The sequence below is a fragment of the Cupriavidus sp. FW305-46 genome (genome assembly GCF_058787075.1).
On record NZ_JBYSZI010000083.1, the window covers coordinates 1 to 22,484 of the forward strand.

The 22,484-nt window shown below is 67.7% G+C and carries 19 protein-coding genes and 1 pseudogene; 8 read left to right on the forward strand and 12 right to left on the reverse strand.

The features are described from left to right. Positions 1-140: 140 nt before the first annotated feature. A complete protein-coding gene (locus AC3WON_RS28205) occupies positions 141-434 on the forward strand; it encodes a hypothetical protein (protein ID WP_492319748.1) in 294 nt (97 codons plus the stop codon). A gap of 74 nt (positions 435-508) precedes the next feature. Then, positions 509-1,285, forward strand: coding sequence for a PP2C family protein-serine/threonine phosphatase (locus AC3WON_RS28210; RefSeq protein WP_010813593.1), 777 nt, complete (start codon positions 509-511; stop codon positions 1,283-1,285). Positions 1,286-1,313: 28 nt separating this feature from the next. On the opposite strand, the gene AC3WON_RS28215 is transcribed toward AC3WON_RS28210, so the two are convergent. From AC3WON_RS28215 to AC3WON_RS28260, 10 genes are all read right to left on the reverse strand, one after another. After that, positions 1,314-2,630 (reverse strand): sigma-54 interaction domain-containing protein, encoded by a 1,317-nt coding sequence (locus AC3WON_RS28215; protein ID WP_492319747.1) that lies wholly within the window; start codon positions 2,628-2,630, stop codon positions 1,314-1,316. Continuing rightward, a complete protein-coding gene (locus tag AC3WON_RS28220) occupies positions 2,627-5,737 on the reverse strand; it encodes a peptidase domain-containing ABC transporter (protein ID WP_492353227.1) in 3,111 nt (1,036 codons plus the stop codon). Before AC3WON_RS28220 ends, AC3WON_RS28215 begins: the two co-directional genes overlap by 4 nt. Beyond that, complete coding sequence (locus AC3WON_RS28225; RefSeq protein WP_492353228.1) at positions 5,718-6,470, reverse strand: peptidylprolyl isomerase; 753 nt, start codon at positions 6,468-6,470, stop codon at positions 5,718-5,720. The genes AC3WON_RS28220 and AC3WON_RS28225 overlap by 20 nt, the downstream gene beginning before the upstream one ends. 77 nt (positions 6,471-6,547) lie before the next feature. Then, a complete protein-coding gene (locus AC3WON_RS28230; protein WP_011615777.1) occupies positions 6,548-7,930 on the reverse strand; it encodes a beta-barrel domain-containing protein in 1,383 nt (460 codons plus the stop codon). After that, complete coding sequence (locus AC3WON_RS28235; protein ID WP_492353229.1) at positions 7,927-10,536, reverse strand: FHA domain-containing protein; 2,610 nt, start codon at positions 10,534-10,536, stop codon at positions 7,927-7,929. Before AC3WON_RS28235 ends, AC3WON_RS28230 begins: the two co-directional genes overlap by 4 nt. A 227-nt stretch (positions 10,537-10,763) precedes the next feature. After that, a complete protein-coding gene (locus AC3WON_RS28240) occupies positions 10,764-12,227 on the reverse strand; it encodes an efflux transporter outer membrane subunit (RefSeq protein WP_492319743.1) in 1,464 nt (487 codons plus the stop codon). Positions 12,228-12,411: 184 nt separating this feature from the next. Further along, the gene (locus AC3WON_RS28245; RefSeq protein ID WP_011615780.1) at positions 12,412-12,681 is read right to left on the reverse strand and encodes a hypothetical protein; all 270 of its coding nucleotides are present in this window, start codon (positions 12,679-12,681) and stop codon (positions 12,412-12,414) included. A 47-nt stretch (positions 12,682-12,728) separates the two neighbouring features. After that, positions 12,729-12,998 (reverse strand): hypothetical protein, encoded by a 270-nt coding sequence (locus AC3WON_RS28250; protein ID WP_492353230.1) that lies wholly within the window; start codon positions 12,996-12,998, stop codon positions 12,729-12,731. Between the two features lie 316 nt (positions 12,999-13,314). Beyond that, entirely contained in the window at positions 13,315-13,743 is a 429-nt protein-coding gene (locus AC3WON_RS28255; protein WP_492353231.1) for a DUF4399 domain-containing protein, read from the reverse strand. A gap of 58 nt (positions 13,744-13,801) precedes the next feature. Beyond that, a complete protein-coding gene (locus AC3WON_RS28260; protein WP_011615783.1) occupies positions 13,802-14,227 on the reverse strand; it encodes a DUF4399 domain-containing protein in 426 nt (141 codons plus the stop codon). A gap of 426 nt (positions 14,228-14,653) precedes the next feature. Here AC3WON_RS28260 and AC3WON_RS28265 point away from each other — a divergent pair, with 426 nt between their 5' ends. After that, positions 14,654-15,727 carry a formylglycine-generating enzyme family protein gene (locus AC3WON_RS28265; protein WP_492353233.1) on the forward strand — a complete coding sequence of 358 codons (1,074 nt, stop codon included), beginning with the start codon at positions 14,654-14,656 and terminating at the stop codon, positions 15,725-15,727. A 45-nt stretch (positions 15,728-15,772) separates the two neighbouring features. Here the strand turns inward: AC3WON_RS28265 and AC3WON_RS28270 are convergent, their stop codons facing one another. Next, entirely contained in the window at positions 15,773-17,824 is a 2,052-nt protein-coding gene (locus AC3WON_RS28270; protein WP_492319871.1) for a serine/threonine protein kinase, read from the reverse strand. Between the two features lie 407 nt (positions 17,825-18,231). On the opposite strand from AC3WON_RS28270, the gene AC3WON_RS28275 reads away from it, so the two are divergent. The 5 genes from AC3WON_RS28275 (at position 18,232) to AC3WON_RS28295 (ending at position 22,275) form a co-directional block, all read left to right on the forward strand. Beyond that, entirely contained in the window at positions 18,232-18,501 is a 270-nt protein-coding gene (locus AC3WON_RS28275) for a hypothetical protein (protein WP_011615786.1), read from the forward strand. A 48-nt stretch (positions 18,502-18,549) separates the two neighbouring features. Then, on the forward strand, positions 18,550-18,819 hold the full coding sequence (locus AC3WON_RS28280) for a hypothetical protein (RefSeq protein ID WP_011615787.1): 270 nt from the start codon (positions 18,550-18,552) through the stop codon (positions 18,817-18,819). An 82-nt stretch (positions 18,820-18,901) separates the two neighbouring features. After that, entirely contained in the window at positions 18,902-19,174 is a 273-nt protein-coding gene (locus AC3WON_RS28285) for a hypothetical protein (RefSeq protein ID WP_011615788.1), read from the forward strand. A 104-nt stretch (positions 19,175-19,278) separates the two neighbouring features. Beyond that, a complete protein-coding gene (locus AC3WON_RS28290; RefSeq protein WP_058696648.1) occupies positions 19,279-19,521 on the forward strand; it encodes a hypothetical protein in 243 nt (80 codons plus the stop codon). 819 nt (positions 19,522-20,340) lie between these two features. After that, a complete protein-coding gene (locus AC3WON_RS28295; protein ID WP_492353232.1) occupies positions 20,341-22,275 on the forward strand; it encodes a DEAD/DEAH box helicase in 1,935 nt (644 codons plus the stop codon). 63 nt (positions 22,276-22,338) lie between these two features. On the opposite strand, the pseudogene AC3WON_RS28300 reads toward AC3WON_RS28295, so the two are convergent. Then, positions 22,339-22,484 (reverse strand): annotated as a pseudogene (locus AC3WON_RS28300) (IS4 family transposase); the annotation flags it as partial.

The following is a 22,484-nucleotide window of genomic DNA, read 5'->3' on the forward strand; positions in this document are numbered from 1 at the left end:
CCATTGTCCCCGCCCCGCCCTGCAGCCCGCGCCGGCCTTGGGTTTCCAGTCGACCTACTGCCACACCCATGCTGTGGCACGCGCCTTGCTCAATACCGGTACCGCCCCCGGCGCCACGCCACATCCACCGGAGACCGAACATGGCCACCCTTGCAATCAACGACCTCGCCAGCTGCCGCGAACTTGCTTCCGCCGCCATGGCCCGCGTGCGCGGCGCCGGCGGGCAGTGGGTGTTCGGGTGGATCCGCCCGTTCGTGCCCTCGTCTCCGCTGCCGCTCGGGACGGTGATCAACTTTTACGAGATCAACTACAGCTTCTATGCTGATCAGATGAACAACCAGTTCCAGAACATTGATATCCGCAACAACGCGCCAAACGCCAACATCAATGTCCAGGGCGACCAGGGCGCGAGGAACGACGGCAGGCTGATCTGATGCTGATCTGAGCGCCAGCGCCGCCGTGGCAGTGCCCCGGCTGGTCCGGGGCTTGACGCGGACCGGAGACAAGATTGGGTTTCGACTCGCACTTCCAGTGGACCTCGGCCGCATGCACGGACGTCGGGCGCGTGCGCGAGCGCAACGAGGACGCTTGCCTGGACCTGCCCGGCCAGGACCTGTGGGCGGTGGCCGACGGCATGGGCGGCCATGCCGTGGGGGACTTCGCCAGCCAGGCGGTGGTCCAGGCGCTGGCCACGCTGCCGCCGCAGCCCCGGCTGGAAGACCGGGTCGACGCCACGCGCGCGGCGCTGCAGGGCGTGAACCTGGCGCTGGTCGATGAAGCGGCACGCCTGGGCGTGCGCTGCATCGGCAGCACGGTGGTGGTGATGCTGGCGGGCGATCGCCGTTGCGCCTGCGTGTGGGCTGGCGACAGCCGCCTGTACCGGCTGCGCGGCGGCCAGTTCGCGCGCCTCACGCGCGACCACAACCAGGTCGAGCGCCTGCTGGCGCGCGGGCTGATCACCCCGGAAGAAGCGCGCCACCATCCCGCGCAGAACACCATCACACGCGCCGTCGGCGCGGCCCCGACGCTGGCGCCGGAGCAGCTGCTGACCGAGGTCGCCGATGGCGACGTCTACCTGCTGTGCAGCGATGGCCTGAGCAACGAGGTCGACGATGACGACATCGCGGCGGTGCTGGCGCAGCAGGACGTTGCGCAGGCCGCGCCGACGCTGGTGCAGATGGCGCTCGATGCCGGCGGCCGCGACAACGTGTCGGTGGTGGTGCTGCGTGCGGCGGACCCCTACGGCTCTGACAAGACCCTGGTCAATCCCGAGCTGGACGCCTGAAGGCACGACCGCCGGCAGCCTCGCCGCCCTACCCCTTGCCGCCTTCGGCCTGCCGGTTGGCGCGGAAATCCTTAGAGTGGATGCCGTGCTTCTTCAGCAGCATCTGCAGGTGCGAGCGGTTCATGTCGAAGCGCCGCGCCAGTTCGGCGACGGTGCCGCCGACTTCCTGCAAGCCCCGTTCGAGGAAGGCCCGCTCGGCCTCGTCGCTGGCGGCGCGCTTGGCTTCGCTGAGGGACGTCGCCATGGCGATGTCGGCAGCCGCGGGGCCATTGCCCACCACCGCCAGCGCGGCGGGCCTGGGGCGGATGTCCTGTGGCAGGTGGGCCAGGTCGGCGGTGTCGCCGGCCAGGCAGCTCAGCCGGTACATCAGGTTGCGCAGTTCGCGGATATTGCCCGGGTAGTCGTAGTGCAGCAGGAAGTCGCGCAGCCGCGGCGTCAGCTTGAGTGGCCGGCGCTTGAGCATGCCGGCGGCCTCGTCACTGAAGTACGAAACCAGCAGCGGGATCTCGTCGCGCCGCTCGCGCAGCGACGGCAGGCTGACGTGGATCACGCTCAGGCGGTAGAACAGGTCTTCGCGGAAGGTGCCGGCCTGGCTCATGCGGCGCAGGTCCTTGTTGGTCGCCGCGACGATGCGCGTATCGACCGAGATCGCCTCGTCCGAGCCCACGCGCTGGATCTCGTGCGCCTCCAGCACGCGCAGCAGCTTGACCTGCCCGGTCAGCGGCAGCTCGCCGATCTCGTCCAGGAAGATGGTGCCGGTATGCGCGCTCTCGAACTTGCCGCGGCGGTCGTTGCTGGCGCCGGTGAAGGCGCCCTTCTTGTGGCCGAACAGCTCGGATTCAAGCAGGCTGTCGGGGATGGCGCCGCAGTTGACCGAGATAAACGGCTTGTCGGTGCGTGAGCCATTGGCATGGATCACCTTGGCCATCAGCTCCTTGCCGGTGCCGCTCTCGCCATCGATCAGCACCGGCAGGTCGGTCGGCGCCGCCTTCTCGGCAATCTCCAGTGCCTCCAGCAACTTGGGGTTGTCGCCGAAGGTCCCTTCGAAAATAAAGCTGCGCTCAACCAGTGCCTGCCGGCGCGCGCGCGGCATGCGCTCGACTTCTTCCTGCGGCGGGGCGGCCTCGGCCGATGCCGCCTGCACGAAGCGCTCCTTGTGCGACAGCCCCATCACCTCGTCGCGCAGCGTGGTGGCCTGCTTGAGCAGCTTCTCGATCTCCGGCCGGTCAAGCCGCGACGACCAGCGCAGCGTGGAACGCAGGATCTCGATCTTCTCGATCAGGCCGGCGAACGACACCGGCGAAGTGGCCGAGGCGGGGGTGGCACCCTGGTTGTATAGCTTCATGCGGCACTCAGTTGCTTCTGCACCAGTTGGAAGTACATGCCCTTGCGCTCGATCAGCTCCTCATGCCGGCCCTGCTCGACGATGGCGCCCTCATACAGCACCAGGATCTTGTCGGCCTGCATGATGGTGCTGAGCCGGTGCGCGATGATGACCGCGGTGCGCCCGCGCAGGATCTCCTGCATGTTCGCCAGGATGTTGCTCTCTGACTGCGTGTCGAGCGCCGAGGTGGCCTCGTCGAACACCAGCAGGCGCGGGTCGTGGTACAGCGCGCGAGCGATGCACAGGCGCTGGATCTGCCCGCCGGAAAGCCCGATGCCGCGCTCGCCCACCACCTGCTCGTAGCCCAGCGGCAGCTTGCTGATAAAGGCATGGGCATCGGCCATGCGCGCCACCTCCTCGATACGGCGCCGGTCCGGGCTGTCGTCGCCGCAGGCGATGTTCTCGGCGATGGTGCCCGAGAACAGCAGGTTGGACTGCATCACGTAGCCCACCTGCGCGCGGTAGAACGCCGCGTCGATCACGTTCAGGTCATAGCCGTCCACTGTCATCGAGCCCTCGGTAGGCTTGTAGAAGCCCACCAGCAGCTTGGCCAGCGTGGTCTTGCCGGAGCCGCTGCGCCCGACAATGGCCACCATCTCGCCGGGGCGGATGGCAAAGCTGATGTTCTCCAGCACATAGGGCGTGTCTTCGCCGCCGTAGCGGAAGTACAGGTCTTTCATCACGATCTCGCCCTGCAGGTCGGGCAGCATCACGCGCGACAGCACGTCCTGCGGCTTCTGCTCGGGCTCGAGGTCGAGCACGTCGCCCAGGCGCTCCATCGCCACGCCGGCATCGTTGAGCTGGCCCCATAATGCCACCAGCCCCATCAGCGGCGCCAGCACGCTGCCCATGAAGGCATTGAAGGCGATCAGCTGGCCGATGGTGAGCTCGCGCTCCAGCACCAGCGTCGCGCCCACCCACAGCACCGCGATGGTGGTGGCGGCGTTGAGCAGCTGGCTCACCAGCCCCACCAGGATGTGGAAGGCCTGCGCCCGGTATTGCGCGTCCAGCGCCTTGGCGTACTTGCGCTCCCAGCGCAGCCGCACCGGGCGCTCGATGCCCATGCCCTTGACGGTCTCGGCGCCGCCCAGCGTTTCCATCAGGTAGGCCTTGGCATCGGTCGATGCCGCGAACACCTCGCGCGCATAGGTCTTGACCTTGGGCGTCACCACCACCGTCAGCGCCGCGATCGGGATCACGAAGGCGATCAGCAGCAGCGTCAGCTTGACGTTGTAGAGGAACATGATGGTGAAGTAGATAAACACCATCAGCAGGTTCAGCGCCGTGGTCACGGTCGACTCGGTCAGGAAGGCGCGGATAGTCTGGTTCTCCTGGAAGCGCGCGAAGATATCCCCGGTCTTGCGCTTGGCAAAGAACGACAGCGGCAGCGACAGCGTGTGCTTGAAGAAGTGCGACATCATGGCGAAATCCATGTTGCGCACCATGAAGTTGGCCAGATACGCGCGAATCGTCGACATCAGCTGCGAGAACACGTTGGAGATGATCAGCCCCGCGATCAGCAGGTTCAGCAGCCCCACGTTCTGGTGCACCACCACGCCGTCCAGGATGTTCTGGATGATCAGCGGCGGCACCACCCCAAGCATCTGGATCACGAAGGTGGCCAGGAACAGGTGTGCCAGGATCCTCTTGTACGGCGCCAGGTAGCCGATAAAGCGCAGCCACGGCGAGCGCGACACCGACAGCTGGGTCATGCTCTCGCCCGGCGTGAACAGCAGGCAGGTGCCGCTCCAGCCGCGCTCGAACTCCTCGGCGCTCATCTTGCGGAAGCCGATGGCCGGGTCGGCCACCCACACCCAGCGCGACGAGATCCCGTACACCACCACGTAGTGGTAGCCCTCCCAGTGCACGATGAAGGGCAGCTCAAAGCCCATCAGCGAATCCCGCGTGCACTGCACCCCGCGCGTGGTGAAGCCGAGCGCTTCGCCGGCGCGCGCCAGGCTGTCCAGCGTGGCGCCCTGGGTGGTCACATTGGCCAGTTCACGCAGCTTGCCCAGCGTCATCGGGATGCCGTAGTGCCGGCAGATCATCGCCAGGCAGGCCGCGCCGCAATCCATCTCCTCGGCCTGCTCCACCAGCGCGAAGCGGCGGATCAGTTTTTCGCCGAGCTCGGGCTTGGAATGCAGGTCGAGCAGCACCGGGCGCTTGCGCCGTTCGGCCAGCTTCTTCTGCCGATGCAACTCGCGGTCCAGCACGCGGATGCGCTCTTCCAGCACCTCGCGCAGGCGCGGGTTGCGCTCCAGGATCAGCTGCACGGTCTTCTCGGGAATCACCAGCAGGCGCACGTCGGTCTCGGCGATGGCCGAGGCCAGCTGCTCCTGCCGCATCACGCAGGCACGCTCGCCGAAGATGTCGCCCTGCCCCAGCGTCGCCAGCGGGTACTCGCTGCCCTCTTCGCTGCGCATGATGCGCACCGTGCCCTGGCGCACCACGTACAGGCGCCGGTCTTCGCGGCCGTCCTGCTTCAGGATTTCCTTGCCGGCCGCCACGCGCTTGACGCCGACGCTGCGCACGGCGTCCTCCAGCTCCTGCTTGTCGAGCTTGCCACGCAGGTCGAACAGCCGCGCGACAAAGCCTCCGGCCGAACTGATCGCGACATAGCTGGTGATAAACGCAAGCGCCGCCGGGTTGCCGGCCACCACGGGCTCACCCACGCTGCGCGGGATCATCAGCAGCTCGGTCTTGCCCGAGGCGCGCACCGACGACTCATGCCGGTAGTCGCGCAGCAGCGCGATATCGGCAAAGACCTCGCCGGCCTTGCGCACGCCCATGCTGATTTCCTTGCCGTGCTCCTCGTTGAACACGCGCACCGAGCCGGACTTGACGATAAACAGGCCGGGCGCCGCTTCGCCGGCATTGCAGACGGTGTCGCCAAAGCCGAAGGTCAGCACCTGCGCGGCTTCCGCCAGGCGTGCCAGCTCCTCCGGCGTCAGCACCGACAGGATCTCGACGGTGGCGAGGAAGGCGGCCAGCGCCGACCCTGCCTCCGGCTGGTCCGGGGCAGGCGGGGCGGCGGGCTCGCCGCTCGCGCTAGCGGGCTTCGATGACATGTTCCTGCGCCCTGGCCATCAGCCAGTCTTCGCGCAGCAGGCGGCGCACTTCCACCGCCACCTCGCTGTCGAGCGTGGCCGGGTGCTTGTCGCGCACCAGGAAGACTTCGAAGAAGGAACGGTCAGCCGACGGGAACGGTCCCAGCAGGTCGCCCGGTTCGGCATTGAACACCTTGGCCTCGATATCGGTCTTGAGCGAACCGCGCAACACCTTGCCGATCTCGCCGCCGCGCTCGCGCGTGTCGGCGATGGAATGCTCGCGCGCCATCTCGGCAAAGGCATCGGGATCATCCTGCAGGTACGAGATCAGCTCCTTGGCCTTGCCCTCGCTGTCGACCACGATATGGCTGACCTCGATGCTGTCGAAGCGCGGCGAGTTGAGCGCAAAGTACGCCTGCACCGCGGCCTCGCTGCACACCTGCTCCATCATCCGCTCCTGGTACAGGTTGTCGGTGATAAAGGCTTCAAATTCGTCCAGGCTGATGCTCAGCGCATCCAGGTAGTGATTCATGTCTGCGGCGCGATGCAGGCCCTGCACGCGGCGGAACTGGTCCGCGCGTTCCTGGATCTCCTCCGGCGTGACCACCACGCCCTGCCGCTTTGCCGCGTGCACGGTCAGCTTGTCGCGCACCATCTGCTCGACCAGCCCTTCGAACTGTCCGGTCAGCTTGAGCAAGCGCACGAACTCCTCGAAGCCAAGCACCTCGTCGTCGATACGCACAATGCCAGTCATTTTCTCGGCTCCTTTGACGCCCGCGCGGTTGCGCGCCAGGCTGTCCAGATGTTCTGCGCCTGTCTCTCCCCGCTGCGCTAGCCGGCCACCTCGCGGAAGGGGTCAAGCCCCAGGTCGATCAGGCGGCGTTCGCGCACCACGATCTCTGCCGTGGCGGTCATGCCGTAACGCAACGGATACTTGTTGTCGGCCACCGCGTAGTAGTCGCGCGCCAGGCGCACGCGGCCCTCATAGACCGGCTGCTTGTCGGGCCCGCCCGGCTTGGTCGCGGGCGAGATGAATTCCAGCGTGCCCTCGATGATCCCGTAGCGCTGGTACGGGAAGGCACTGAACTTGAGCTTGACCGGCAGGCCCTCGCGCAGGAAGGCGCGGTCACGCTCGGCGATGACGATCTTCACCACCGGGCGCGCATCCTTGGGGGCAATGCCGCCCAGCGGCGTGTTGGCCTGCACCTTGTCGCCGCGCTGGGTGGAGGTGACATCGGTGATCACACCCGACACCGGCGCCAGGATCAGCAGGAAGTTGTCCTTGTCGATGTTCTCGAAGCGGATGCGCGCTGCCGCATCCGCCACCAGGCGGGCGGTCTGCACCTGCAGGCGCAGCTTGTCCTCGGTGTTGGCGATCTCGCGCAGCGCCGCGTCGTACTGCACGCGCAGCCCGGCCAGGTCCTGGCCGCTGCTTTCGAGCTGGGAACTGGCCTGGGTAAGCTCGCGGCCCAGGCGTGCGTCCAGCTCCGTCAGCCGCGACTGGGCCACGCGCAGATTGTTCTCCGCGTCCTGCGCCGCGGCGCGCTTGGCATCCACCTGCGACTGCGAAACGCCACCGCCACCCGGCAACGCCAGCAGGCGCGCGTAGCGGTCCTGCTCCTGGCGCGCGAATTCGCGCGCGCGCCGGGCGTTCTCGAGGTTGCTGCGCGCTTCCTGCAACTGCGCGCGCTGCTGTTCGGCAAGCCGCGTGGTGCCTTCGGCAATGCGGGTCTCGTGCTGGCGCGTGGCCACGTCGATCTGCTGCTTGAGCGCCGCCGCGCGGCGTTCCATCAGCGCCTTCTTGTCGGGGAACTGCTTCCATTCGCGCTCGGAGTCTTCCAGCTTGAGCTGCGCTTCCAGCGCGTTGGCCGCGGCCTCGATCGCGCCGCGCGCATTCAGGCGCGCCAGCACGTCGTCCTTGGACACCGGTTGCCCCTCGGCAACGTAGAGGTCGGCCAGCTCGCCGTCCACCGGGGCATAGAAGCGGCGCACCTCGGATTCCGGCGCCAGCGTGCCCTGCGCCGTGACAATGACATCGGCATGCCCGACGAAGGACCACACCAGCCCGCACAACACCAGCGTGAAAGTCGTGACGATGGTCAGCAGTCCCAGGCGCGACGGCTCGGCACTCAGCAGTCCAATGCCCTCAGCGCTGTGGTCTTCCAGCGCCTCGGAGAGTGGCTTGAGGCCGCCCTGGCGGGCATCGTCCTTCATGGCTGCCCCGCTTGCTGTGGCGCCGCGGCAGCCGCGGCCGGCTCCGGCGCCTTGCCGGTGTCTTCACCGCCGATCAGTTCCAGCTTGGTCTTGAGCACGGCGGGATCGAGCACGGTGCGCAGCTCGCGCAGCGCGTGCCGCTGCTGGTCGGCCTCGGCACGGATCTCTTCCTCGATCTTGGCGAGTTGCGCCAGGTCGGCGCTTTCGCCCGCGCGCAGCTGCGTGAAGATGCGCATGCCCTGGCGCGCGTCATCCTGTGCCTGCGACAGCAACCGGGCCTGCGCGTGGAACCTGGGCGAGATGCCTGGCTCGAGCCGCTGCTCGCTGCCGATCACGCCATTGCTGCGGTATTGCTTCCATGCGGCAACGGCGCTGCCCATCAGTTCCCGCGCGCGCCGCAGGGCACTGTCGCGCACGCCGTTGACGTCGGCCTCGACCGCCTTGGCGAAGTGGCCGTCATCGGCGGCATCGAGCATGGCGTAGAAGCCCAGCAGCCGGTCCTCATAGCCCTTGCTGCCGCGCGCGGACTGCAGCTCGGCGTACTGCGCCGCCACCTTCTGCTTGTGCGACAGGTCGCGCGCCAGGTCTTCGGCCCAGGGGCCGCCGCTGATCTGCTTGATTCCCGCGAGCGCAGCGGCGCTGTCACCCTGCTGCCACGCCTTGGCCGCACCGGCGTACTGGCGCACCATCTCCGGCGGCGGCAGGCGCGCGGCCAGTTGGTTGAACTGCGCCTGGAACGGCGGCGTGGCGAAGCGGCTGTCGGCAAGGCGCGCCACCAGCGGCCCGGGCCGGCGCGCGCGCAGTGCCTGCATCAGCGCGGTGTAGCGGTCCAGGTCTGACTGCACGCGGTCAAGCCCGGCCAGGCGCGGATACTTCTCGCGGTACTCGGCAATGACCGGCTGCAACGCCTCCGGGCGGTCACGGCCGAGTTCGGCAGCAATGGTGGCGTTCAGCCGGTCGATCGCCGCCAGGTAGACCGAGGCGTCGTTCTGCAGGCGGCGCACGTCGCTGAGCGCATCGGCATAGAGATCGCGGAACGCCGGCACATCGGCCGCGATGCGCCCGAGCGCACGCTGGTGCGCGGTGGTGTCCTGGTTCCAGTACGCCAGCAGTTGCCGGATCGGCGCCTCGTCGGTGTAGAGGCGGATCGGCGCGTCGGCGCCGCGCTGCGCGGTGAAGCGTTCGAGGCGGCCGATCCAGTCGAGTTCCGCCACCAGCGGCCGCGCATCGGCATTGTGCGCGCTGAGCTTGCGCATCCGGGCCAGCACGGCATCGGCGCCGCTGAAATCACCGGCCTTCAGCCTGGCGGCGAAAGCGGGCACGTCAGCACGCATCAGTGCCTCGGTGCCGATGGCCTGCACCTGGGCATCGCCGGGATGGCGCGCCAGGTAGTCGTCGGCGGCCTGCGCCGCGCGCGCGTGATCGCCTGCGGCAAACAGCGCCTGCACTTCGCGCTCCGGCGCACCGCGCCAGTACACGGCCGCCCCCGCCAGCAGCGCGAGCAACAGCAACGCGCCGCCCCATCGCGCCGCGCGCCGCGTGCGTACGGAATCATTCAGGCCGAACTGCCTGGCACCTTCGGCCAGCAGCAGCGCGGCACGTCCGCGCTTGCGGCGTGCCTGCGCGCCGTCGTGCGCGGACGTGGCCGCCGCGGCCTGTGCCTCGGCCTCGGCGTTGACCTCGTCGTCCTGCTGCGCGGCATAGTCGACGCAGAAGATGTCGAGGAAGGAATCGGCGGCACCGACAAAGGTGGTGCGGTCATCCTCGTCGCGCACGGGCGAAGCCTGGGACGCGGGCGGCGTGTCCGGCGCAGCGACAGGCTGCAGCATCGAATGCGTCGCGGTGGCATCGCCGTCGCCGGTGTGCTGGACCTGCACCTTGTAGACAAAGTGGTTGCCGCCAAAGGCGATCAGGTCGCCGTCGTCCAGCGGCACGCCGTGGTCAGCCAGGCGCTTGCCGTTGACGAAGGTGCCGTTGGTGCTGCCCAGGTCCTCAACGAATGGCACGCCACCCTTGAGGTACACGTGCGCGTGGCGCCGCGACAGGTAGTTGACCTGCTGCGGATAGCTGTCGCGGTAGCGCGCGAAGGCATCGTCGGCCTTGCTGATCAGGTAGGGGAAGCCGTCCACGTGCAGCGGCTGCAGCCCGACATCGCCGCGCTCGGGCACCAGCGTCACCGCTACCCGCGGCGGCTCGGGCTGCGCCGCGCGCGGCGACAGCCGGACCCGGAACGACAGCGCCGGCCCGAAGGCCACCTCGTCGCCATCGCTGAGCTGCGCCGGCTGGCGCGCCACCGCTGCGCCGTTCACGCGCGTGCCGTTCTTGCTGCCGAGATCCGCCACATAGACCGCACCATGCTCGGCGAAGATGCGCGCATGCCGGCGCGACAGCGGTGCGGCCAGGTCTTCCGGGTAGGCGGCGAACGGCAGTTCGCTGCGTCCGACGGCGAACAGGTCTTCGTCGATGCGGATCTCGCCCAGCTCCGGGCGCGACACGGGCGTCAGGAACACATCGAATTCCTGCGCCAGATCCTGAGAGAATTCCCGCGTGAATCCCTGGGCCATTTTCACCGGCATTTCCATGATCAGTGCTTCGTCAGGAGCCATGTTTCCAGCAAGCCAACAGCGCGGCTGCCGCGGCGGCAGGCCAGGGGATGAAGCGACTAAGAACATAGTAGGCGACGGCTAAGGCTAGTCAATCGGGACGCGGAACGCGCGGTTGGCGCGGCAGCGGCACATGCAGCGGGGCAGGTGGCCAGGGCTATGGGCGCGTTGCGCAACGCGTTGCAGGCGCCGGCATCACCTGAACCGCCCTACCGCACCGTTGGCAGCACTTACTGCGGCGGATTCGACGCCGCGTTGCGCACGTCGGTATCGGGCCAGCCACCGCCAAGCGCCTTGTACAGGGTGACGGTGTCGGCCAGGATCTGTTGGTGGACCGCCAACAACTGCAGTTGCGCGGCCAGCAGCGAGCGCTCGGTCTCGAACACTTCCAGTTGCGAGACCACGCCCTCCTTCAGTTGCGCCTCGATCTGCGCGGACACGACGCGCAGCTGCTCAACCTGCTGCTGCAGCTCGATGCGCTGCTTCTTGTGCGCGTCGACATTGACCAGTGCGCTCTCCACCTCTTCGAACGCGGTCATCACGGTGCGACCATATTCGTTTTCCGCCACGCCCACCTGCGCCTCGGTGGTCTTCACGCGCGCGCGCACGCTCGGGTCGAGCATCGGCAGGTTGATGCTGGGCATGAAGCCGAAGGTGAAGGACTTGAGCAGGTCGCTCAGCGCAAAGCTGGCGGTGCCGCCGCGCGCGGTCAGGCTGATGGTGGGCAACTGTGCCAAACGGGCCTGGCCAACGATGTTGTACGCGGCCAGCACGCGGTATTCCGCCGCCACCACGTCCGGGCGGCGCGCCAGCAGTTGCGATGGCAGCCCGGCCGGCACCGCGGGCGGCTGCACGCGGTCCTGCAGGCGCCCCGCCGGCACCTTGAGATTGCCCGCGGGCACGCCGACCAGCGTGGCCAGCGCGTTTTCAGCCACATCGCGCGAGCGGCGCAGCTCCAGCAGGTCCTTGTTCAGGCGGTTGATTTCCGCCTGCTGCTGCATCACCCGGATCTTTGGCACCAGGCCGTTCTGGTACATGGCCTGGTAGGTCGACAGGATCTGCCCGTTCTTGGCCACGGTGCGCGCCTGCTGCTCGATCTGCTCGTCGAACTGCAGGATCTGGAAGTAAGTGGTCGATACATTGGACACCAGCGTCAGGTAGCCGGCGCGCCAGTCGGCCTCGGTGGCGCGGAACTCGGCGGTCTGCGCCTGCACGCCCTTCTCGACCTTGCCCCAGATGTCGATGTCCCAGTTCAGCTGGGCGCCGGCGTTATAGGTCCAGGTGGACTTCTGGCCGGTGCTCTTCTCGAAGCTCGCACCGGCGCCGATATCGATCACCGGCAGCCCGCCGGCACGGGCCTCGCCGATCTGTGCGTTGGCCACGCGGATGCGCGCCGCCAGCACCTTGATGTCGTAGTTGCCGGAAAGCGCCTGGTCGATCAGCCTGTTCAGGTAAGGATCCTTGAAGCCCAGCCACCAGTTGGGCTGCACCGTTTCGGCCGGCGATACCGTGATCGATTCCTGGCGCGTCCATTCGGCCTTGGCCGGGGTTTCCGGGCGCTGGTACACGGGCGGCCGGAAATCGGCGCAGCCTGCCAGCAATGCCGCGCAGGCGGCCAGCGCGGTCAGCCAGGCGGTTCGGTGCGGCGCGGCGGTTGACGCAACCGCGGGCGAGGCAGTGATGGATTCGGGCACGATGGGTTCCTGCGTGCGACGGCGGCGGACGGGATGCGCTGGAGATACCCCAAGGCATGCCGGGGCCGCGAAGTCTGTCTGTATTGTGGTGCGCGCTGGCGCGCGCTCCAACCCCGATATGCAGGGGCTCAACAAAAGCGCCGCGGGGACGCCCCCGCGGCGCTGCGCCATCTCAACAAGCTTCTCAACGATAGATATTGTTGCTGGCGTTCTGGTTGGTATCCACATGCGAACGGACATGGTCGAGGAAGGCCGAGCCATTGCCGTTCAGGTTGGTCACGGACTGCAACTGCGCGATTTCCTGCTTGGCGGTGATGCTGCTGTCGAACGCGAGCTTGATCGGCGCATACACGGCGGCAAAGGGCAGGTACGACAGGCCGCCGCGCACGGCATGCATGCGCTTGCTGTCGAGGGTTTCGGTGGCGGACAGGTCTTTGATGGTCAGCGTGGTCATGATGGTCTCCGGTATCGGTAACAAGCAGCTAGCTGGCGCGCAGGGGCTCAGCCGTAGATGTTGTTGGTGGCGTTCTGGTTGGTGTGCACGTCGGACTTCACGTGGTCCAGGAAGGCCGAGCCGTTGCCGTTCAGGTTGGTGACGGTCTGCATCTGCGCGATTTCCTGCACGGCGGTGATGCTGTGGTCGAACGACAGGTTGAGCGGGTGGTACACCGGCATGAACGGGAGCAGGGTGCGGCCGCCGCGAACGGCGAGCATGCCCTTGCGGTCCAGGGTGTCGATGTTGGTCAGGTCGGTGATGGTCAGCGTGGTCATGATGGTCTCCGGGTAGAGGAAGGTGTTGCCTTGGTTTGGTCGAGCATCGGGTTGGTGTCGCGCTCAGGAGGGACAATCGCAGGGAGCGTGCCAGCCCCGGGGCCACGGCTGCGCGGATCACGGAAGTGCCTGTAAACACGGGGATTTTTGCTTGCAACCGGCTCCCGCCGCGGAGGCGCGGCGAGCTTGCGTCAGCGCGCACTGGCGGGGCGCAGCCAACAGATTGCGCGTCGATGTTGGATGGCGCGCGACACTTGCTTCGCCGGCGCACGAAAAAAAGCGGCGCATGCGCGCCGCCGTCACCGCAAGGTCCGGGTCACTTCACGTAGATCGTGATCTTCTTCGAATAAACCGGCGGGTTGGTGGGAATGTGCTTGTCATCCCCCATCAGCAGCTGCAGCGTATGCTTGCCGGGCGGCAGCTCGATCATGGTCTCGGTCTCCCCCGCCCCGAAATGCAGGTGATTGCGGTCATTGGGGATTTCCTTGTCCATCGGCGGCAGGTCCACATCGACAAGCAGGTGATGGTGCCCGGTATTGGGGTACTTCACGTCCTTCGGCGCCACCCCCATATTGCGCAACCCGAACCAGACCTTGAATGGCTTGCCCGCGGGCATGGTCTGCCCGTCGTTGGGCCAGCCGATGTACAGGTAGGCGTTGGGCGGCGCCGGCGTCGAACCACCCTGCACCACCGCTGACAGCAGCAGGCTGGCGGCAAAGACAGCCGCGGCAAGTAGTCTGGACATGGTGCTCTCCCTGTTTGCTGATCGGCCTGGTTCGGCTTCCGCGGCGCGCGCTGCCCCGCTATTTCACCGTGATCGTGATCTTCTTCGAATAGATCGGCGGTTCGAACGGCACGTGCTTGGCATCGCCCATCAGCAACTGCAGCGTGTGCTTGCCGGGCGGCAACTCAATGCGCGCGTCGGTCTCGCCAGCGCCGAAGTGCAGGTGGTTCTTGTCCGAAGGGATTTCCTTGTCCAGCGGCGGCAGCTCGGTGTCGACCAGCAGGTGGTGGTGCCCGCAGCGCGGCGACTCGACGCCCTTGGGGCACACGCCCATATTGCGCAGGCCCATGCGCACCCAGAACTTGCCGCCGCTGATGACCGTGCCATCGTGCGGCCAGATGATGTAGGCCTCGGCATTGGGCGGGGCTGCCGTCGACAGCGACAGCGACGGGGCCGCGGCCAGGGCGGCAACCGCCAGCAGGCGGAACAGGAATCGTCTGGACATACGCGGCGCCTCCCGGATAACAGTCCGAAACCCGATCACGTTGTCCCGAAAGCCCATTCTTGTTGCTTGTTGGTCAGCGCTCGGCGATTCGTCATTCAGGTTAGGTCGCAAGCCCGGAAAAAGCGACCCCGGCGCGTCGCGGTGGCATGGCAATGCCCCGCCGGAGACACAGGCGCTGTGCTATCTTGAAGCAAGCCGGTCGACGTCTCGGCAACACCACAATGCGCCCCCGACGCATGTGCCGGCAGCTACCGGCATGCAGCGGGATCGCCGCGGCTCCAGCGAGGTGTGAAGATGTGGCGCAATCTACCAGTCGTACGCACGGCCGCCATGGCCGCCATGCTCGCCGCCGCGCCGCTGCCTGCGCAGGCGGCCGCCGCTGCCGCCGGCCCCGCGGCCACGGAACCGCTGCTGCTCGCCGGCATCATGCCCAAGAACACCGACGAGCAGTACGAGCTGAGCTTCTGGGAATCGATCAAGAACAGCAATTACGCCGGCGACTACGAGGCCTACCTGAAGCAGTACCCCAACGGACGCTTCGCGGTGCTGGCCAGGGCGCGCCTGGAGCGGCTGGCAGCGTCCGCCTCCGCACCCAAGGCCCAGGCGCCCGCGCCGCCGCCCCGCTCCGGCACCTCTGCCGGGGGCCAGGTCACGCGGCCGCCGGCACCGGCCGCGGCAGCGCGTCCGGCATCGCCGCCCGCTGCGCCACCTGCTGCGCCACCGGCAACGGCATCGCTACGCCCGGGCGCGGCGGCGGGCGGCGCGGTCAGCGCCACATTGCGCACCGGCGAGATCCGCGATTGCCCGGCCTGCCCGGTGCTGGTCTCCCTGCCGGCGGGCAGCTTCACCATGGGCAGCAGTGCCAGCGATCCCGCCGAGAAGCCCCCGCACCACGTCACCATCGGCCAGCCGTTTGCGATCGGCCGCTATGAGGTCACGGTCGAGCAATGGAATGCCTGCGCCGACGCCGGCGGCTGCCAGCGCGTCCCCACCGTCGCCGACAGCGCGAAGACCGCGCCGGTGCGCGACGTCAGCTGGGACGACGCGCAGCAGTACGTGGCCTGGCTCAGCAAGACCACCGGCAAGTCCTACCGGCTGCCCACCGAGGCCGAATGGGAATACGCAGCGCGCGGCGGCACCGCCAGTGCCTACTGGTGGGGCGACCAGATGCGCAAGGGCAATGCCAACTGCAAGGACTGCGGCGACCCGTGGAGCCAGGATGCGCCGGCCGCGGTCGGGACCTTCGCGGCCAACCCGTACGGCCTGCACGACGTCAACGGCAGCGTGTGGGAATGGGTGGCCGATTGCTGGCACAGCTCATACAAGGGCGCGCCCGCCGACGGGCGCGTGTGGAACGAGAACGCCTGCGGCGCACGCGTGATCCGCGGCGGCTCCTGGCGCGAGGGGGCGAGCTACATGGTGTCGTCCACGCGCTTCAAGTACAGCCCCAGCGTGCGGCAGTCGCAGAACGGCTTTCGCGTGGCGCGCGACATGAAGTAGCGGCTGGCGCAATTTGCAAGCGGCAAGCCGGCCGGCTGGCGGCAATCAGCGCGCGCGCGTGGAGATCTGCACCAGGTCCGCGCTGATGCGGTCCCGGCCATAGGTGCGCGCCATCTGCGCCAGCGGCTTTTCCAGTGCCTTCAGGTAGTCCTTGTGCAGCTCGACCTCGGCGCGCCGGCCATCGAACAGCGGCGCGGGCGTGGTCAGCAACACCACCAGCTCGGTGCCGAACGGCCCGGAGATGATCCAGTCGCCACCGTCGCCAACCGTGGCGCCATGGCTGGGCGGCGCCTGGTGGGCGGGCACGCGCGCGCTCGGCACCATGTGCGCCACCTTGCCGTCGGCCGCGAAGTAATCGACATAGACATAGGAGTCGCGCGCCGGCGTGCGCAGATCCAGCACCAGCGGTGACCCTTCGGTCAGTTGCGTGCCCTGGCCGCGCAGCCGCAGCGACGAAGCCGTGCCCCCTTCGCGGTGGCCCGACCAGTACGGCGCGATCAGGGTGGCCACGTCGCACTTGTCGGCGGCCAGCGGCTGGGTGTCGATCGACACGCCCTTGAGCTCCTTGACGCCCGGCAACGCGCTGAGCTGCTCGCGCAGCCGCACGGCGCCGACGCTCTCGGCCAGGAAGCCGCGCACACGCAACGTCTGCGCCTGCTGGGTGGCGGTGAGCAGCGAGCACGGCACCGCCGCCAGCATCTTCGTGACGTCGGCCATCGACAGCACCGCCGGACGGGCAGCCGGTGCGGGCGGGGTGACCGGCGCGGCGGGCACCGGTGTAACCGGGGCCTCGACGCGCGTGTCGCCAGCCGGCGCTTCGGCCTGGCGCTGCGAATGCCACGCGTAGTAGCCGATCGCCGACACGCCCGCCAGCACGGCCAGCGCGCCGCCTGCCATCAGCGGCGAGGGACGCCGCGTGGACACCACCGGCACCGCGCTCATGCCATGCAGGAAGCGCGCGACGGTGGGCGTGCGTGTCTCGCGGTCGAGCGACAGCGCCTCGCGCAGGGTCTTCCATTGCGTGCGGCTCAACTGCGGCGGCTGCGCCGGCTTGAGCCCGGCATCGCGCGCCTGGTTGGCCGAGAGCCGCTGGTAGGGATGCTTGCCGGTCAGCAGTTCATAGGTCACGCAGGCCAGCGCAAAGATGTCGTCGCGCGGGTCGGGCTCGCAATGGTCGAACATCTCCGGGCTGGCATAGGCTGGTGTCATGCCACCCAGCGAGCCGGGATCGAACACGGTCCGGTCGGACTCGTCGGCCGGCGGCAGGAAGCCGCGCGCAATACCGAAGTCGATCACCTTGACCTCGCCGTTGGCGGTCAGGAAGACGTTGGCGGGCTTGAAGTCGCAGTGCACGAAGCCGCGCTCGTGCGCGTATGCCAGCGCATTGCCCATGCCGTTGATGATCGACATGGCGCGCGCCATCGGCATGCCGGTGAAGCCCGGGGCCTTGAGCACATGGTTGAGCGAAGAGCCAGACAGGTATTCCATGGTCAGGAAGACCACCGGCCCGTCGCGGTCGAAGTCATAGACGGTGACGATATTCCGGTGTGCCAGCGTCTGCGCCTTGCGCGCCTCGCGCTGCAGCGCCATCAGCGACTTGGGGTGCCCGCTGAACTGCAGGTTCAGCACCTTGATGGCGATATAGGGCTTGCGGTCCGAGGCTTCCAGCTTGCGCAGGTCGAGCGCCTTGTAAACCGTGCCCATGCCGCCCACGCCCAGGCATTCTTCCAGCACGAAGCGGCCGTTCAGGGTATCGCCCACGCCCTTGGTATGCGCCGCCGGCGGCAGCGTGCCCGGCTCGGGCGAGGTCGCATACAGCGAGCCCGTCTGCGTGCCGGCCAGGCGCGTGGCTTCGGTGGCGCCGTCGTACTGCGTGGCGCCGCGGCGCTCGATGCGCCGCATGACTTCGGCATAGACCGCGGGCGGGAACGGGAAGCGCGTGTTTTCCTCGATGACCACGCGCGCGGCCTGGCTGGGCGTGGTGGGGTCCTGCGCCAGCGCCGTTTCGAACGACGCAACAAACTCGTCGTCGGAGAGACCGCCGTTCTGGAACTTGCGGATCAGTTCTTTGAGACTGGCCACCGGATGCCCCGACATGGTTGCTGGCACGGCGCATCCCACGATGCGGATATGCCTGCCTTCGAGATGGATACTAGTGCGCACCCAAGGCATGCGCAAACCATGCGAAGCCGGCGTGCAACGCCGCGCGCGGGCGCCCCCTGCCAATCGCATCGCCTTTGGCGCGCCACTGTCGCGGCCGCGCCAACACCAGCACGCCGCCTGTTGGCCGCGGCCCGTCACCCGCGGCATGCGGCAGCGCCCGCAGCCAGTGCCCGCAAGCCGACATCAAAAATAAATCGCCCGTGTTTTCAGGCAGTTGCGCGTGCCTGGCGGGGCCGGCACCGGCATTGGCACAGTCCCTGCGTTAGTACCTCCCGAGCGCGACACCAACCCGATGCTCGAAACCAGACCCAAGGCAGTACCTTCCTCTACCGGAGACCATCATGACCACGCTGACCATCAAGGACCTGTCCTCCACCGAAACCCTGGACCGCAAGGGCATGCACGCCGTGCGCGGCGGCCTGGCCTACATGCCGTTCGCCGCGGTCTACAGCCCGGTGAAGCTGTCGTTCGACAGCAGCATCAAGGCCGTGCAGGAAATCGCCCAGATGCAGACCGTCACCAACATGAACGGCAACGGCTCGGCCTTCCTGGACCACGTGCGCTCGCATGTGGATACCAACCAGAACGCCAGCAACAACATCTACGGCTGAGCCCACGCGCCCCAGCCACCCACGCACTGACCGATACCGGAGAACATCATGACCACGCTGACCATCAAGGACCTGCCCGCCGCCGAAACCCTCGACAGCAAGCGCATGCACGCCGTGCGCGGCGGCCTGGCCTACCTGCCCTTCGCCGCCGTCTACACGCCGATCAGGCTGTCGCTGGACAACAGCATCAACGCCACGCAAAGCATCGCGCAGATGCAGACCGTGACCAACCTGAACGGCAACGGCTCGGCCTTCCTGGACCACGTCAAGTCCGACGTGCACACCAACCAGAACGCCACCAACAACATCTTCGGCTGATACGCCCTGGCCGCGACTGGCGCGCAGATGCTGCAATCTCCGCGCCAGCCGCCCCCGGCACCCGACTCAAAGGAGCACCACCATGTCATCGATCCTCGTCCGCGATCTCGCCCTGAGCAAAGAACTCGACCGTGCCTCGCTGTGCGCCGTACGCGGCGGCAACTCGTGGCTCAGCCGCGGTGTCGGCAGCGTCGGCCCGCTGGCCAACGTCACCGTCAACGTCAACCAGAACATCGCGCAGCTGCAGAGCATCAACGTCAACACGCTCAACAACAGCATCGTCGGCCCCGACTTCGGCCCGGTGCGCGTCAACGTCAACCCGTCGCAATGGGCCGGCAATTTCGCCGCAGTCTGAGCGCACCGCGCGGCGGCCCCGCGGACAATACCGCGGACCGCCTCGCCTATACTGAAGCGGTCCCGCGGCCGCATGGCCGTGGCGCCGCTTGACCGGAGACAGCCATGGCAGTGATCGTCATCAAGGATTTGCCCGACAGCATGGATCTCGACCGGCAGGCCATGACCGCCATCCTGGGCGGCGGGCGCACCGCCGGCGGCCAGGCATGGCATGGCTTGCGGCGCCAGGGCGCCGCGCGCATCGTCGACTACCCGGGCGGATTGCCGGGCAACCGCCATGTGATGCCGCAGGAGCAGCCGCTCGGGCGGCTGCCGCGCAAGGCCGCTGGCAAGGATGCAGAGGACTGAACCGCGACCGCAACCGCCAAATGAAAAGCCCGCCATCGCTGGCGGGCTTTGGATGCGGACGGGCCCGGACCACCTGGGTCACGCGGTCAGCAGTTCGGTCATTCTGTTCCAGGCAGGCTTCCCATGATTCCGCCCATGTAGCATGTAGCGGACGCCCATCCGGACCACCCGGAGAGTCGCAGGAAGACTGGCGCTTGGAGTCAATGACCGCAGTGCTCGCCGCGAACAGCGGCCCAATGCCGCTGGAAGAGGTCAAGCGGGAGCGTTTTCGTCCGCCCCGTGCGGGCATCCTGTGTGCTCGCGCCTCCAGTATAGGCGGGGGTTTTCGGCTTTCAACCAGCGTGGCGCGGGCGCGTCTGGAAGGTGACGAGCGCCTGACATATCCGGTTACGCTTTCGCAGTGCAACAAAAATTCCGTACTCTGCTATAATCCGCGCCGTGAGTTTCGCAACTGTGAGATCCGCCAAACGCCCGGCTTCCTGCCGCGGCGAATCCGCTGCCCTCCCAAGCTCTGTTTCCTCGCTGCCGGACGCCTAGTCATCACTTCATGGCCCCAGCCGCCCAGCAGAACGCACCGCTCACCTGACGTCGCCTCGTCTCCGATCCTGTTGAACAGCCTGAAACCTGAGCTGTTTGCCTGCCAGGGATACGGCCGGACCGCCTAGCGGGACCAGCCACCGCCCTGCCTGCCGCCGTACTGCCAGCTGTGTCTGTCGTAACGGCCTCACCGATTGGCGCCGAAGCCTTTTTAAGACTTTGCACTGCGCCCACCCCATTTTGCTTTGCCGGGGTGCCATGCATTTATTTGACCATTCCGACATGACCCAGCACGACATTCGTGCGGAGCAAGCTATTGCCTCCGCGACCGACGCTTCGATCACTTCCGACGCTGCCCAGAGCCCGCTCGACAAGCTCGACGCCCTGCTCAACCCCAGCCCGGCAGTTGAAGAAGCCCCGGCCGTGGAAAGCGGTTTCGCCACGCTTGGCCTCGATGCGGCCATCCTGCGCGCCCTCTCCGAACTGAACTACAACACGCCCACGCCGGTGCAGGCCCAGGCCATCCCGGCCTTCCTGGCCGGCCGTGACCTGCTGGTCTCGAGCCAGACCGGCTCGGGCAAGACCGCCGCGTTCATGCTGCCCGCGATCCAGCGCATCAGCGAACTGCCGGCGCCGCAGCGCGCGACCGAGCCCGCCAAGCGCATGAAGGGCAAGCGCCCGCGCCCGTCGCCGGCGCAGCCCGCACTGCTGGTGCTAACCCCGACGCGCGAACTGGCGCTGCAGGTGACCGAGGCCGCCGCCAAGTACGGCCGCAACCTGCGCCGCATCGTCTGCGCCAGCATCCTGGGCGGCATGCCCTACCCCAAGCAGCTGGCCGCGCTGGCCAAGATGCCTGACATCCTGGTGGCCACGCCAGGCCGCCTGCTCGATCATATCGACGCCGGCCGCATCGACCTGTCGGCCCTGCAGATGCTGGTGTTCGACGAGGCCGACCGCATGCTCGACATGGGCTTTGCCGACGACATCGACGCCATCGTCAATGCCACCCCGGCCACGCGCCAGACGCTGATGTTCTCGGCCACGCTGGATGCGCGCATTGCCCAGCTGGCCTCGCGCCAGCTGCGCGACCCGCAGCGCATCGAGATCGCCGCGGCCCGCGCCGACCAGAGCCATATCGAGCAGCGCCTGCACTTCACCGACGACATGTCGCACAAGGAACGCCTGCTGGACCACCTGCTGCGCGACGCGACGCTCAAGCAAGCCATCGTCTTCACCGCGACCAAGCGCGATGCCGATTCGCTGGCCGAGCGCCTGTCCGACACCGGCTTCTCCGCCGGCGCGCTGCACGGCGACATGACCCAGGGCGCGCGCAACCGCACCCTGACCGCACTGCGCCGCGGCAACCTGCGCGTGCTGGTGGCCACCGACGTGGCCGCGCGCGGCATCGACGTGCCCGATATCACCCACGTGGTGAACTTCGACCTGCCCAAGCAGGCCGAGGACTACGTGCACCGCATCGGCCGTACCGGCCGCGCGGGCCGCTCGGGCACCGCCATCAACCTGGTGAACCACAACGACATGTTCCAGTGGAAGCGCATCGAGCGCTTCACCAACCAGCGCATCGACGCTTCGGTGATCGAAGGCCTGGAGCCGCGCCGCTCGCCCAAGCCGCGTTCCAACTTCGGCGGCAAGCCGGGTGGCGGCCGTGGTGACTTCCGCGGCAATGGCGGCGGCTACCGTGGCGGCGAACGCAGCTTCGGCGACCGCAAGTTCGGCGGCGGCGAGAACCGCACCGGCTTCGGCGAGCGCAAGTTCAGTGGCGAGAGCCGTGGCTTCGGTAACCGCCCGGAAGGCGCACGCCCGTTCGGTGACGACAACCGCGGCGGCTTCGGCAATCGTGAAGGCGGCTACCGTGGCCAGGGCCAGGGCGGCCAGGGCGCCGGCTACCGCGGCGCCAACGACGGTGCGCGTGGCTTCGGCAACCGCGAAGGCGGCCGCAGCTTCGGCGACGACAACCGCGGTGGTTTCGGCAACCGCGACGGCGCCGCCCCCCGCAGCTTTGGCGACAACAACCGTGGTGGCTTCGGCGACCGCACCGGCGGCGGCTATCGTGGCAACACCGGTGGCAACGGCGAAGGCCGCAGCTTCGGCAACCGCGACGGCAACCGTGACGGCAATCGCAGCTTTGGCGGCGGTTTCGGCGGCAATGGCGGCGGCAACGGCAACCGCAACAGCCGTTCGCGCTACGAGCGTTGATGCGGTGGTGCGCTAGGCGCACCTGCCAGGCAGAAGAAAGGGCACCCGAGGGTGTAATGCCGTTCAGTTAAGGTCCTTCTTCAGGTACCGAATGGTGTAGCGAGAAGGTCGCGACTTAACGACCCGTGCGCATGAGCGTGCGGGTCGTTTTTCGTTTGGGAGCGCCTTCAGGCGCTCGCGCAAGCGCTGTAGCAGTGCAGGCAGTTTGC